The following is a 13,534-nucleotide window of genomic DNA, read 5'->3' on the forward strand; positions in this document are numbered from 1 at the left end:
GTACTTTTATTATGGCTTGAACCTTCCTATTAGTCATAAGGTGGTTCGGCATTTTCATCCTTGTCATCATGTGTGGGATGAGCCCCAGGGAATTGTCTAGGAAGATCCTGGTGAAGTGATTTGAACTCATAGTTAAAGTTGCTATAGGTTCGTTGTCCTTCTTTCCACGGTGTGCTTTTGTTCTCTACAGGAGTATCCTTACCCCGAGGTGTTCCATAAGGACCTTCTGGATATTCCTCAAAGGTTAAGAAGTTTCTCATCGTCTCCACATTTGAAAAATCGGTATACTTTATTTCTTCCTTGTCTTTATCTGCCACCTGAAAAACACCTCACTTCTTACTTCTAGTGTTTTCGCAGCATTACGTAATTATGTTAGACAATTTCATACAGAAAAGAACGTAATTCCTCTGCTTCCTCTTCAGACAGCTGATAGGCATGTTCGATATAGCCGGGCTCATCTAGGTCATCTCTACCGATAATTGCAAAGCGATTGCTCAAGATATTTAAAACAATATGCTTGCCATAATAGCGGTCAGATTTAACAACAGCTAAGTCGTAACGCTGGTGTTCCCCCATAAAGCTTACAAACCGTGTTTGTGTGTCGATTGTATCATCATATAAGAAAAAACGTTCAGACATAATGGATTCTCTCCTTTTAAGAAACAGTCATTTACACTTATCATAACAAAGGTGTACGAATTAGAAAACGAATTTATAGATGCAATGAATGAGGGGCATACCATGAATGATTATAAACTTTATGGTAAAATAATGTGGTATATAAAAGATTGTGGGTAAAGATTATAAACTGAAGGTGATACTATGTATTTTGTTGACCGGGAAAAGATTGAAAAAACCCTTCTTTTTTACGAAGAGAATTTACAATTAATTGTAGCAGCTAATTCAAGTTGGACAAGCGTGGTTGAAAAGAAAGCGTTAGAGAGAATCTGTCATCTTACAATTGAGGCAATTTTAGATGTCGGAAATTCGATGATCGACGGCTTTATTATGCGTGATCCAGGTAGCTATGAGGATATCATTGATATACTTGAAGATGAAAAAGTAGTGACAACTGAAGTAGCGAATGAACTGAAAGAAATTATTCGTTTTCGAAAAGTAATTGTTCAAGATTATCTTGAGATTAATCATGATGAATTAATCTTGAGCCTTCAAAAAAATAAAGAAAGTCTTGCAAGCTTTCCACAAGCGGTACGATCTTATCTTGAAAATGAATTAGGACCGGTTTCAGCATTTAAAAACTAAAAAAAGGTGATAGAAGTAGTGAAACAATACAAAGGATACTTATTTGACTTAGACGGTACTATGTACCGTGGAACAGAGCGTATTAAAGAAGCGTGTGATTTTGTAAATAAATTAAATCAAAAGCAAATACCATATTTGTTTGTTACAAATAATTCATCGAGAACACCCGAACAGGTAGCAACCAAACTTCGTGACTTTGATATTGCGTGTACAGCAGACCAGGTTTTCACCACTAGTCAAGCAACGGCAAATTATATGTATGATATGAAACCAGGGGCAAGTGTATATGTAATTGGTGAAGATGGTATCTACCAAGCATTAGAGGAAAAAGGCTTTACATTTCAAGAGGAAAACCCAGATTTTGTGGTTTGTGGGATAGACCGTTCCCTTACATATGAAAAATTCGCCATTGCTTGTTTAGCAGTACGAAATGGTGCAACCTTTATTTCGACAAACGGTGATATCGCCATTCCAACTGAGCGTGGACTTCTACCAGGGAATGGTTCATTAACTTCAGTGATCACTGTTTCAACAACAGTAAAACCCACTTTTATTGGGAAACCAGAAAAAATTATCATGGAACAAGCGCAAAAACAATTGGGGATTCCAAAAGAGGATACCATCATGATTGGTGATTATTATGATACAGACATTATGGCAGGTATGAATGCAGGTATTGATACTTTGCTTGTTCATACAGGTGTTACAACCCCAGAAATACTAAAAGGATATGACCGTCCTCCTACCTATGCAATCCATAGCTTAAAGGAATGGATGGAACGCATTTAAAAACGCTCAAATTTGAGCGTTTTTTTATATGGACAAAATTCGGAATAACCTTATCGTCAAATAAAAAAGATCAAATCGATTGGATTTGATCTTTTTTTATCCTTATTCTGTGTTTGCTGCTCGATGTGCTAAACGACTTGATGCTGCCGCTGCAATTGCGCCCACAATATCATCTAAAAATGTATGACATTCCCCAGTTGATTTATCATTTAGGCGTTCTAATATTCCAGGTTTTTTCTTATCAATGTATCCGTAGTTTGTAAATCCGATTGAGCCGTAGACGTTCACAATTGAAAAGGCAAGGATTTCATCTACTCCGTATAGTCCTTCGTCAACTTTGATTGTTGATAGTAATGGCTCCTCAAGTAAGCCTTTCTCAGCAAGTTTATCTAATTGAATCCCTGTTAGTACTGCATTTTGGATTTCACGTTTTGTTAATACGCGGTCAACATTATGAATACAGTCTTCCATTTTTAAATCTGGGTGATATTTGCTTTGTAGATAATACACCAACTCCGCAATATCTTGAATGGTGACGCCTCTTTCCTCCAACCATTTTCTGGCTGTTTTTTCAATCTCATTCATTTTATTTTCTTGACTCATCTTGTTCACCTAATTTCTTCTGATTTCAAAATAATTTTTACTAATATTTCCTAGTTTACCACAAGTAATGACGTTTTGTTTCATATAGATGTTTTATACAAATCAATACGTAGTCTTAATAGTATGAGCGGGGAGCGATGATTTATGAAAGAAACACTTTTGGAGCAATACAAATTAAAAGTGGATCGATCTGTAAGAGTATTCGGCTATGAAGCGATCATCTATCGAAATATAGTATATTGTATTGTGCCAATATCAAATTTGGAACAAGAAGAACTGATTGAAATTAAACATCTTAGTGATTACATGATTCAAAAGGGAGATATTCGTGTTGGCTCCATTTTACCTACAACAGAAGGAAAATTAAGCACCATTATCAATGATGAGGAAGCAGTTATGATTAGATGTCCAGTATATAGCCATAGGGTTTCCAATTCATTAGGGTATGAGTTGGCCCGGTTTCATAAACGAGGCAGAAGTTTTCCTTATCAAGTAAAGAAGGTTAATCGAATCGGACAGTGGAAGTTCTTATGGGAAAAAAGATTGGATCAAATGGAGTTGTTCTGGAAGGAAAAAGTAAAGCAGCATCCGCAAAACGAGTTTGAAACCTTATTTGTCGAGGCTTTTCCATATTATATAGGCTTAACAGAAAATGCAATCCAATATCTAGTTGATACAGAAATAGATGAAACGCCTTCTGCAATCGATTCGGCCACGATATGTCACCATCGTTTTACGGAAAATTCTTGGGATCGGAATTCCTATACGAAGCTACCTACGGATTGGGTTTTTGACCATTATACAAGGGACCTTGCAGAATTTATTCGGGACCAATATGTTAATGGAGAAACAAGACAAAACGGACAAATTGTACATTTTTTGAAGGAATATGAGAGGGTCAGCCCACTTTCTGCATTCTCTTGGCGACTTCTATATGCACGCCTTTTATTTCCACTGCATTTTTTTGAATGTATTGAAGGGTTTTATATGACAGGTTCAGAAATGCAAATGGAAAGGCATTGTAAGAGATTAGAATCCATTCTGAAGCATTCCAGTGAACATGAACGCTTTTTAGCGACCTTTTTATCAAGTGTAGGAGTTGAAGAAAAAAGACTAACAATTCCAACTATCAGCTGGCTTCAAAAATAAAAATGTATGGTACTATAGAGAAAGATAATTTTTTCTTAGAGGTGAAACATGACTAGGCCATATGTTTTTATTACTAGAAAACTTTCCGAAAACGCAATTCAACCACTAATGGAAGTAGCAGATGTACATATTTGGAATGAAGAAGAGAAAGCCGTTCCAAGAGAGATCCTACTTGAAGAGGTAAAAAAAGCAGACGCTCTTTTAACAATGCTTTCAGATAAAGTCGATAAAGAGCTTCTTGATGCAGCACCAAAATTAAAGGTAATCGCAAACCTTGCTGTAGGTTATGACAATATTGACGTAGAATATGCAAATCAAAAGGGAATTGCGATATGCAATACACCTGATGTTTTAACAGATACTACAGCCGATTTAGCCTTTGCTTTATTGCTTTCAACTGCGAGACGAGTTGTGGAAGCAGCTGAATTTGTAAAAAAAGGCGAATGGAAAAGTTGGAGTCCATTATTGCTAGCAGGAAGCGATGTCCATCATAAAACAATTGGGATCGTCGGGATGGGCAAAATCGGTGAAGCAGTTGCAAAACGCGCAACAGGGTTTGATATGAATATTTTGTACCATAACCGCTCCCGTAATGTAGTTGCAGAAGAACGCATTGGTGCTTCTTACGCATCCTTTAAAGAGCTAATTGAAACCTCTGATTTTATTGTTTGCCTTACTCCACTAACGGATGAAACAAGAGGTTTATTCAATAAGGAAATCTTTATGAACATGAAAAATACTGCAGTTTTTATTAATGTATCTCGAGGGCCAGTTGTTGACGAAGATGCTTTATATCAAGCGTTAGTTAATGGTGAAATTGCCGCAGCAGGACTCGACGTTTTTGAAAAAGAGCCTGTAGATGCAGATCATCCATTATTAACACTTCCAAATGTCGTAGCATTGCCACACATCGGAAGCTCAAGTACTGAAACCCGTGAAAAGATGATGAAACTATGCTGTGAAAATATTGAACTTGTTCTTATCAATCAACAACCCAAAACACTCGTTAATAAGGAATGGGTTTTTCAGTAATCAAATATTTCTTCGGAGGCACCTTCGTAAAGAAGGTGTTCTTTTATAAGTTGAATTTTTACAAAATAAAAACTTTTTTATTAAATGTATCCCTTTTATATCAGTGTGTTAAACGTTTTCAAGGAAAAAGTCTGAAAAAAAGCACTTGTAAAAGCATAGTATTACCACTATAATGTCTTTTATAGGAAGACAATTGTATTTCTCAGAAATACAGAGGAGGCGGATGAATAATGAAAAAAATTTCAGTTGGATTATTAGGATTAGGTACGGTTGGTAGTGGCGTTGTTACGATTTTAAAAAATCATCAAGATAAATTAATGCATCAGGTTGGTTGCCCAATTGAGGTTAAGAAGGTATTAGTGAAAGACATACATAAACATAGAACGGTAGAAATTGAACCTTCCCTTTTGACAACTAATGCAAACGAGGTAATTGAAGACCCAGAAATCGATGTTGTCATTGAAGTAATGGGGGGAGTAGATGACACTAGACAGCTTATTCTTCAATCTTTACGTAATAAAAAACACGTTGTCACAGCAAACAAGGATTTAATGGCATTATACGGTTCAGAGCTATTAACTGTTGCAAGTGAAAATGGCTGTGACCTATTTTATGAAGCAAGTGTTGCCGGTGGGATTCCAATCCTTCGAGGGTTAGCAGATGGCTTTGCCTCAGACAGAATCATTAAAATGATGGGAATCGTGAACGGAACCACTAATTTCATTTTAACAAAAATGACGAAGTTCGGTAGTGCTTATGAAGATGTATTAAAAGAAGCACAAGAGCTTGGCTATGCAGAAGCAGACCCTACAGCAGATGTTGAAGGTCTAGATGCTGCAAGAAAGATGGCAATCCTTGCAACATTAGGATACTCCATGAATATCGATCTTAAAGATGTTCGAGTTCAAGGAATTTCAACTGTAACAAGTGAGGATATCGAATACAGTAAACGATTAGGTTATGTTGTTAAGTTGATCGGTACTGCCCATCGTAAGGGGGAAAAAGTTGAAGTAAGTGTTCAACCAACTCTTCTTCCAGAAACACACCCACTTGCTGGAGTAAATGATGAATTTAATGCGGTATATGTGTATGGAGAAGCAGTTGGAGAAACGATGTTTTACGGACCGGGTGCAGGAAGCCTACCAACTGCAACATCAATTGTTTCCGATTTAGTCGGAGTTATGAAAAATATGAGACTTGGAGTAAATGGTAAAAGTAGCGTGTCCCCTCAATATGAGAAGAAACTAAAAGACGATTCTGAGATCTTCTCAAAATACTTTTTACGTATTCACGTAAAAGATCAAGTGGGAGCATTTGCAAAACTTACATCCCTATTCTCAGAACGCGGTGTAAGCTTTGAGAAAATTCTTCAATTACCGCTTAAAAATAAAGATTTAGCTGAAATTGTACTTGTTACTCATCAAGCATCATTACGAGATTACGAGGAAATTTTAGTACAACTTAGAGATTTACAGATTATTCAAGATGTTAAGAGCTCTTACCGAGTTGAAGGAGGAAACCTAGGATGAGATGGCAAGGACTATTACAGCAATTTCGTGAATATTTACCGGTGAATACAAATACTCCAATGCTTTCCTTAAATGAAGGGAATACACCCTTAATTCCGCTACATTCCATTTCAGAGGATCTTGGGGTTGAATTATATGTAAAAGTAGAAGGTGCAAACCCAACTGGTTCCTTCAAAGACCGTGGGATGGTAATGGCGGTTGCGAAAGCAGTTGAAGAAGGCAGCAATACAATTATCTGTGCATCAACTGGGAATACATCAGCAGCTGCAGCTGCATATGCTGCACGTGCAGGACTACGTTGTATTGTCGTCATCCCTGAGGGCAAGATTGCAATGGGTAAACTAGCTCAAGCCGTTATGTACGGAGCTGAAATCATTTCAATTGAAGGAAACTTTGACCATGCGCTACAGATGGTTCGTAATATTAGTGAAACAGCTCCTATTACTCTCGTAAACTCTGTAAATCCATATCGAATTGAAGGACAAAAAACAGCAGCATTTGAAATTTGTGTACAATTAGACGGAGCTCCTGATGTACTAGCGATTCCGGTTGGAAATGCTGGTAACATTACAGCGTATTGGAAAGGTTTCAAAGAATATAATGAGCGTCACAATACAGGTCTTCCTGAAATGCGTGGATTTGAAGCAGAAGGTGCAGCGGCAATTGCAAAGAATCAAGTGATTGAAAATCCTGAAACATTAGCAACTGCAATCAGAATCGGAAATCCAGCAAGCTGGGATAGTGCTGTGGTGGCTGCAAGTGAGTCAAAAGGTAAAATTGATGAGGTTTCAGATGACGAAATCCTTGAAGCATATCAATTATTAGCTAGAAAAGAAGGCGTGTTTGCTGAACCAGGTTCTTGTGCCTCCATTGCTGGAGTAATCAAACAAGTACGCAGTGGTGAAATTAAAAAAGGTAGCCGAATCGTTGCTGTTCTAACAGGAAATGGACTAAAGGACCCGAATATTGCAATCGAAGCAACTTCTATAAAGCCTGTGGTATTGCCGAACGATGAAAAGCTTGTCTATGAACATATCAGAGGAGCCGTACTACATGAAGTTTGATCAAGCCTTTCAAATTAAAGTACCAGCAAGTACGGCAAATCTTGGACCTGGATTTGATTCAGTAGGGTTAGCGGTCAATCGTTATTTAACTCTCCAAGTTGAACCAAGTCAAGAGTGGGAGTTTGTCCTACAATCAGAAGAAATTGCGGATACTCCAACTGGTAAAGATAATTTTATCTATCAAATTGCAGAAAAGGTAGCTCGTACTTTCTCCTATGAGCTGCCTCCCTGCAAGGTATATGTTCATAGCAATATTCCACTAGCAAGAGGTCTGGGAAGTAGTGCAGCCGCTATAATCGCTGCAATTGAACTGGTTAATGAACTTTGTAATCTTCAATTAACAAACCAACAAAAGCTTGATTTAGCCTGTGAATTTGAGGGACATCCGGATAATGTAGGGGCATCGCTATACGGTTGCTTAGTCATTGGCAGTCATCGTGGCAGCAAAGACACGGATCTCGTCCATGTGAATGATCTATCCTTTGATTTGGTGGTTGTCATTCCACCATATGAACTAAAAACAAAGGATGCCCGTAGTGTGCTTCCGACGGAATTATCCTATCCTGAGGCGGTTAAAGCAAGCTCGATAAGTAATGTAATGGTCGCTGCTCTTTTAACTAAGAACCTTGCATTAATGGGGAAAATGATGGAGCTCGATCTTTTCCATCAACAATACCGTGCAAAGCTCATTCCTGAATTCAGTCACATTCATCAGGTAGCAAAAAACGCAGGAGCATTTGGGGTAGCCATAAGCGGAGCGGGGCCAACAGTCATTTGTTTCACTGAATGTGGACGAGGAAAACAGCTTAGAGATGAGTTATCATCTGCATTTGAAGGATATCAGGTTGAAGAAGTATCGATTGAGAAAAACGGCAGTGTGTTAACTTCACTTTCATTACATGAATAAAGAAGCGAAACCGAAATGGGTTTCGCTTTTTTGAGTACGAATATTTAAATACTGTCACTAATTGCCACTAATTCGAAAATACTGCCACTAATCCAGAAATACTGCCACTAGCCTTTTTACGCACAAAAAAAATGCCTCAAAAATTTGAGGCATCACTCATTTATCTATTAGAAAACTTGTTCAACTTCAACGATACCCGGGACTTCTTCTAATAACGCACGTTCAATCCCAGCTTTTAAAGTAATTGTAGAGCTTGGGCAGCTTCCACAAGCACCTAAAAGACGAAGCTTTACAACACCATCTTCAATATCAACTAAATCACAGTCTCCGCCATCACGAAGTAAAAATGGACGAAGTTTATCTAATACTTCTTGTACTTGCTCTCTAATATCTAATTCAGCCATTTCGATTGACTCCTTTCCTCATACCTTTATAATTATTATAATCTGTTTACTGGAAAAAATCTATTAAAACCAAGAGAAGCATTTTTCCAATTTTTAATTACAAACCCTTAATGAGAATACTATCTTTTGGTGTCTATTCTAACAGATTTTTAGTACAATGGAAAAAGAAATGATTGTAGACGAGTTAGTTGGGGAAAAGGAGAGCATAAAATGGAAAACCAAAAGGTCGAGATCTGTGTGTACGGTGCGGAAATATTATGTCCGAGTTGTGTCAATCTTCCTTCTTCAAAGGAGACTTATGAGTGGCTTGAAGCGGCATTAAGCAGAAAGTTCCCGAACCAACCATTCGATATTACTCATGTTGATATTTTTGATCCACCTGGGGATGAAGAGAAAAAAACCTTTGCCACACGAGTGATTGAGGAAGATATGTTTTACCCAGTTGTAGTTCTAGAGGGCACCATTGTCGGAGAAGGAAGCCCTAAGCTAAAAACCATTTATGCAGAAATGGAGAAATACGGATACAAGGCAGCTGAATAATGAATAATAAAAATGCACGGAAAGTCATTGACTAACCGTGCATTTTTTGATCACCCATTATGATACTTATACATCCATAATACCCCAGATTTTAACATACGAGGTACACGTCCTGTGAGAGCTCGTTCTGCAACTAATCCAAATCCTTCTTTTTTACCTAGAGATCCTAGAACACCTTTTAGCTTAATTTTAGGAAACTCAGCTGGAGGTTCTTCGCCCTTCCAACGCTTTACAAGGACCTGAACAATTTGTTCAGCCTGACCTTCAGCAAGCTGAGCACTTGGCGCATGTGGTAAGCTTGCACAGTCACCAACAACATATACATGTTCATCATTTGGAAGATTGTGTTGTTTTGTTAATACCACTCGGCCGCTTCCATCTTTTTCAACCTCTAAGTCACGAACAACTTTATTAGGCTGGATACCAGCTGTCCACACAACAACATCACTTTGAACAGGTTGGTCATTATTGAAGAGTACATTTTCTTCCACTCTTGTAATATTTGAGTTATTGATAATCTCAACTTCATTCTTATCAAACCAGTTTTCTACATACATACTCAATTTTTCAGGGAAAGCTGAAAGTATATGTTTCCCTCTATCGAAAAGTTTGATTTTTAAGTCGGGTCTGCTTTCATAAAGCTCACTTGCAAGTTCAACTCCACTTAGGCCTGCTCCAACAATGGAAACAGTAGCACCTGCCGGAAGATTATTAAGCTTCTGATAGGTTTTTCTTGCTTTATCAATGGTTTGGATGCTGTCTGTGTATTCATTGGCTCCTGGAACATTGTGATACTTGTCTTCGCATCCTAATCCAATTATTAAATCATCATACTTAACTGATTCTTCATCATTCATGTGAACAAGTTTCTCATTTAAATCGATGCCCGTAATCTCCCCATACTTTACGTGCAAACGTGGATGTTCTGGAAATGTTACACGTACATGGGAGTCTGAAATAGTCCCTGCTGCAAGCGCGTAAAATTCCGTTTTTAAACTATGATAAGGCGCACGGTCAATTAAGGTTATCTGTATATCCTCGGGTAATTGATTTGGCAAAAGGCGTTGTAAAACCCGCATTCCACCATACCCTCCACCTAAAATGACAAGATTTTTCATGATGATTATCCCCTTTGTTACTCTCTTTAGTTAAAGCGTATTCATCCAATGTTAGTACAAAGTTTTAGCTAATTCGTTATCCTTTACAAACACTAAAAGTATAGCGAAATTATGACAAAATAACAACCGCTATTCACAAAATTGACGAATCGAAAAAATAAGAGTACGATAGGTAGTTGTAGTGAGGTGAATACCAGTGAATCCTATCATTGAGTTTTGTGTTAGTAATTTGGCAAGTGGCTCACAGAAAGCAAAGGAAATTCTTGAACAAGATCCTAATCTTGATGTGATTGAATACGGATGCCTAAGCTATTGTGGACAATGCTTTGAGTCACTATATGCTCTTGTAAATGGGGATGTAGTTACTGGTGAAACAGCTGATGAGCTTGTTGAAAACATCTATGCCTATTTAGAAGAAAACCCAATGTTCTAATACAAAACATTTTATATACAAGAAAAGCAGTCTATGTTGACTGCTTTTCTTAAATTTTGGGCAAAAAAAAGAAAACCCTCCATTAAATGAATGAAGAGTTTCTAAAAAAAACGGGGGATAATCTTATTGTGCTCCAAATAATACCATTTTATACTAGAGGTAAGAAAAAAATTTACCATTAGACAGATTATTTGTAACAAACCCCGATTACCATTATACTAATAGTAATAACCTATTTAGTAAGCTTGAAAAAGAAGGAGGTTACAAACATGACAGATCGTGTAGTTACCATTTCTGAAGCGGCTGCTTTTCAAATTAAAGATATGATGAAACAGAATGAGGAAGAAGGATCATTCCTGCGTGTTGCTGTTAAGGGTGGCGGTTGTAGTGGACTTTCTTACGGAATGGGCTTTGAACAAGAAGTAAGTGAAAATGATCGCCAAGATGAACAGCATGGTATCAAGATTATCATCAATAAAGAAGATGCTCCGATACTAACTGGTGTAAACATAGACTTTAAACAATCCCTTATGGGTGGCGGATTCACCATCGATAATCCAAATGCAATTGCATCTTGTGGATGTGGTTCTTCCTTCCGTACGGCAAAAGTAGCAGGAACACCTGAAAACTGCTAATTGTAAGTTGGGCTTCTATTGTGGGCCCGACTTTTTCACCCTATAATATGGCAATTTTAAGACTAAAAAAATAACAATTTTCCAACAACCTCCAAAAAGGGTTGTTTTTTATTTTTTTAATATTCAAAAAGGTCCTCAAACACTTGAAAAAACAATACAAAAGGCATAATATAGGATGTGGATATTAAATAGTACAACTTTTTGACAAATATCGGAATCTTTTTTGTCCAATAATGGTATCTTACGTGAAGGATATCACAAAATATTTTATCAATAAAATTAGAGCTTACAGTTGAAAATAGAAATAAGTGTTTTTGACTGCAAAAAAGAAAAGGTGGGCGTGATTACAGTGAGAAAGCCAAAAATCGTAGTTTTAGGTGCAGGATACGGTGGATTAACCACTATTGTTAACTTACAAAAAACTTTAGGTGTAAATGAAGCTGATATTACACTAGTTAATAAAAATGATTATCACTATGAGACCACTTGGTTACATGAAGCTTCTGCAGGTACTTTAGAGGCGGACCGTGTACGTTACCAAATTGAAGACGTGATTAGTGGACATAAAGTTAAATTTGTAAAAGGCTCTGTAGCAAAGATTGATCGTGAAGGCAAACGTGTAATTCTTGAGGACGATTCACAGGTTGAATATGATTATTTAGTTGTAGCACTTGGTGGAGAATCCGAGACTTTTGGAATTAAAGGCCTAAAAGAATACGCATTTTCAATTTCAAATGTAAATACAGCTCGTCAAATTAAAGAACATATCGAATATCAATTCGCAACATATAACACTGAAGAAGAAAAAGACGATACTCGTCTAACAATTGTTGTTGGTGGAGCAGGATTTACTGGTATTGAGTTCTTAGGAGAACTTGTAAATAGAGTTCCTGAACTTTGCCGTGAATTCGATGTTGACCAAAATAAAGTAAAAATCATTTGTGTTGAGGCAGCACCAACTGTATTACCTGGTTTTGATGCTGAATTAGTTGAATATGCAGTGAACCACTTAGAGAAAAAAGGTGTAGAATTTAAAATCGGTACAGCGATTAAAGAAGGTACACCTGAAGGAATCATCGTTGGAAAAGACGATGTGACAGAAGAAATTAAGGCGAAAACTGTTGTATGGGCAGCAGGTATTCGTGGAAACAGCGTAATCGAAGTTTCTGGTTTTGAAGCAATGCGTGGTCGTGTGAAAGTTGACAAAGACCTTCGTGCACCAGGCCATGAAGATGTTTTCTTCATTGGTGATAGCTCACTAGTTATTAATGAAGAAATCAATCGTCCATACCCACCAACTGCACAAATCGCAATGCAACAAGGTGCATTAGTTGCGAAAAACATTGCGGTACTAGTTCGTGGACAAGGAGAACTTGGTGAATTTTCATTTGATAACAAAGGAACTGTATGTTCACTTGGTGAGCATGATGGAATCGGTGTTGTATTTGGCAGAAAAATTTGGGGCTCAAAAGCAGCATTCATGAAGAAAGTAATTGATAACCGTGCTCTATTAATCGTGGGCGGACCATCACTTGTTCTTAAAAAAGGTAAATTAAAATTCATTTAACAATATTAACGAAGGAATGCTATTATCGTAGCATTCCTTTTTTACATAATTGTGCGATTTGGTAAGTGAAATCAATTGACTCACTAATCATACCTTTAGTACACTAGGAAGGGATTTGTCCTAGGAGGTGAGTTGCCATGTCACTCAGTTTTTTACCGATATTTTTAATTTCGATGTTATTGTTTTTCGTATTATTTTTTGGAATTGGATTTATTCTTAATATGCTATTACGTATGTCGTGGATTATGGCCATTATCTATCCAATAATTGCCTTGGCAATCATACAAGATGTATCTTTTCTTGATTATTTTACATCGCCATCTACTGCATTTAGCTCTTTAGGTGAGAGTATCACGACATTAGCTCCTCTAGATATTGCGATTTTACTTAGCGGTCTTGCTGGTGCGGTTTTATCAGGAGTGATCATAAAGCTCCTTCGAAAAAAAGGATACAGAATGTTTTAGGAAGCCACTTCTATATAGAAATTGCAAAAAGAAACGT

17 protein-coding genes are annotated in these 13,534 nt (G+C 37.3%); 12 read left to right on the forward strand and 5 right to left on the reverse strand.

From position 1 onward, the window contains the following. Window positions 1-29: 29 nt before the first annotated feature. Complete coding sequence (locus tag ACFSFW_RS08840) at window positions 30-260, reverse strand: cytosolic protein (RefSeq protein ID WP_121446480.1); 231 nt, start codon at window positions 258-260, stop codon at window positions 30-32. A gap of 112 nt (window positions 261-372) precedes the next feature. After that, on the reverse strand, window positions 373-639 hold the full coding sequence (locus ACFSFW_RS08845) for a DUF3055 domain-containing protein (protein WP_099352672.1): 267 nt from the start codon (window positions 637-639) through the stop codon (window positions 373-375). 183 nt (window positions 640-822) lie between these two features. On the opposite strand from ACFSFW_RS08845, the gene hepT reads away from it, so the two are divergent. Then, entirely contained in the window at window positions 823-1,263 is a 441-nt protein-coding gene (hepT, locus tag ACFSFW_RS08850) for a type VII toxin-antitoxin system HepT family RNase toxin (protein ID WP_304216003.1), read from the forward strand. An 18-nt stretch (window positions 1,264-1,281) separates the two neighbouring features. Beyond that, on the forward strand, window positions 1,282-2,052 hold the full coding sequence (gene nucF / locus ACFSFW_RS08855; RefSeq protein ID WP_304216002.1) for a 5' nucleotidase NucF: 771 nt from the start codon (window positions 1,282-1,284) through the stop codon (window positions 2,050-2,052). A gap of 102 nt (window positions 2,053-2,154) precedes the next feature. Here nucF and ACFSFW_RS08860 read toward each other — a convergent pair whose 3' ends face one another. Next, on the reverse strand, window positions 2,155-2,637 hold the full coding sequence (locus ACFSFW_RS08860) for a phosphatidylglycerophosphatase A family protein (protein ID WP_388037438.1): 483 nt from the start codon (window positions 2,635-2,637) through the stop codon (window positions 2,155-2,157). A gap of 162 nt (window positions 2,638-2,799) precedes the next feature. On the opposite strand from ACFSFW_RS08860, the gene yutH reads away from it, so the two are divergent. From yutH to thrB, 5 genes are all read left to right on the forward strand, one after another. Beyond that, window positions 2,800-3,804: a spore coat putative kinase YutH gene (gene yutH / locus ACFSFW_RS08865; protein WP_304216000.1), complete on the forward strand. Its 1,005-nt coding sequence runs from the start codon at window positions 2,800-2,802 to the stop codon at window positions 3,802-3,804. A 48-nt stretch (window positions 3,805-3,852) separates the two neighbouring features. Continuing rightward, on the forward strand, window positions 3,853-4,836 hold the full coding sequence (locus ACFSFW_RS08870; protein WP_304215999.1) for a 2-hydroxyacid dehydrogenase: 984 nt from the start codon (window positions 3,853-3,855) through the stop codon (window positions 4,834-4,836). Window positions 4,837-5,066: 230 nt separating this feature from the next. Further along, entirely contained in the window at window positions 5,067-6,365 is a 1,299-nt protein-coding gene (locus ACFSFW_RS08875) for a homoserine dehydrogenase (RefSeq protein WP_388037304.1), read from the forward strand. Continuing rightward, entirely contained in the window at window positions 6,362-7,429 is a 1,068-nt protein-coding gene (thrC, locus tag ACFSFW_RS08880; protein ID WP_304215998.1) for a threonine synthase, read from the forward strand. Before ACFSFW_RS08875 ends, thrC begins: the two co-directional genes overlap by 4 nt. Beyond that, a complete protein-coding gene (thrB, locus tag ACFSFW_RS08885) occupies window positions 7,419-8,336 on the forward strand; it encodes a homoserine kinase (protein WP_304215997.1) in 918 nt (305 codons plus the stop codon). The genes thrC and thrB overlap by 11 nt, the downstream gene beginning before the upstream one ends. Window positions 8,337-8,503: 167 nt before the next feature. On the opposite strand, the gene ACFSFW_RS08890 is transcribed toward thrB, so the two are convergent. After that, window positions 8,504-8,740, reverse strand: coding sequence for a NifU family protein (locus tag ACFSFW_RS08890; protein WP_099352680.1), 237 nt, complete (start codon window positions 8,738-8,740; stop codon window positions 8,504-8,506). Window positions 8,741-8,950: 210 nt separating this feature from the next. Between ACFSFW_RS08890 and ACFSFW_RS08895 the strand changes: the two genes are divergently transcribed. Continuing rightward, window positions 8,951-9,280: a YuzD family protein gene (locus ACFSFW_RS08895; protein WP_304215996.1), complete on the forward strand. Its 330-nt coding sequence runs from the start codon at window positions 8,951-8,953 to the stop codon at window positions 9,278-9,280. Window positions 9,281-9,330: 50 nt separating this feature from the next. Here ACFSFW_RS08895 and ACFSFW_RS08900 read toward each other — a convergent pair whose 3' ends face one another. Beyond that, entirely contained in the window at window positions 9,331-10,398 is a 1,068-nt protein-coding gene (locus ACFSFW_RS08900; RefSeq protein ID WP_388037310.1) for an NAD(P)/FAD-dependent oxidoreductase, read from the reverse strand. A 196-nt stretch (window positions 10,399-10,594) separates the two neighbouring features. Here ACFSFW_RS08900 and ACFSFW_RS08905 point away from each other — a divergent pair, with 196 nt between their 5' ends. The 4 genes from ACFSFW_RS08905 to ACFSFW_RS08920 all read left to right on the forward strand — a co-directional run bounded on the left by ACFSFW_RS08905 (window position 10,595) and on the right by ACFSFW_RS08920 (window position 13,497). Next, window positions 10,595-10,831 (forward strand): YuzB family protein, encoded by a 237-nt coding sequence (locus tag ACFSFW_RS08905; protein ID WP_304215994.1) that lies wholly within the window; start codon window positions 10,595-10,597, stop codon window positions 10,829-10,831. Window positions 10,832-11,100: 269 nt separating this feature from the next. After that, a complete protein-coding gene (locus ACFSFW_RS08910; protein WP_099361735.1) occupies window positions 11,101-11,466 on the forward strand; it encodes a HesB/IscA family protein in 366 nt (121 codons plus the stop codon). A gap of 340 nt (window positions 11,467-11,806) precedes the next feature. Further along, a complete protein-coding gene (locus tag ACFSFW_RS08915; RefSeq protein ID WP_304215990.1) occupies window positions 11,807-13,033 on the forward strand; it encodes an NAD(P)/FAD-dependent oxidoreductase in 1,227 nt (408 codons plus the stop codon). A gap of 137 nt (window positions 13,034-13,170) precedes the next feature. Further along, a complete protein-coding gene (locus ACFSFW_RS08920; RefSeq protein WP_304215987.1) occupies window positions 13,171-13,497 on the forward strand; it encodes a YuiB family protein in 327 nt (108 codons plus the stop codon). Window positions 13,498-13,534 lie beyond the last annotated feature (37 nt).

The organism is Ferdinandcohnia salidurans, from assembly GCF_042680725.1.
Classification (GTDB): domain Bacteria; phylum Bacillota; class Bacilli; order Bacillales; family Bacillaceae_L; genus Ferdinandcohnia; species Ferdinandcohnia salidurans.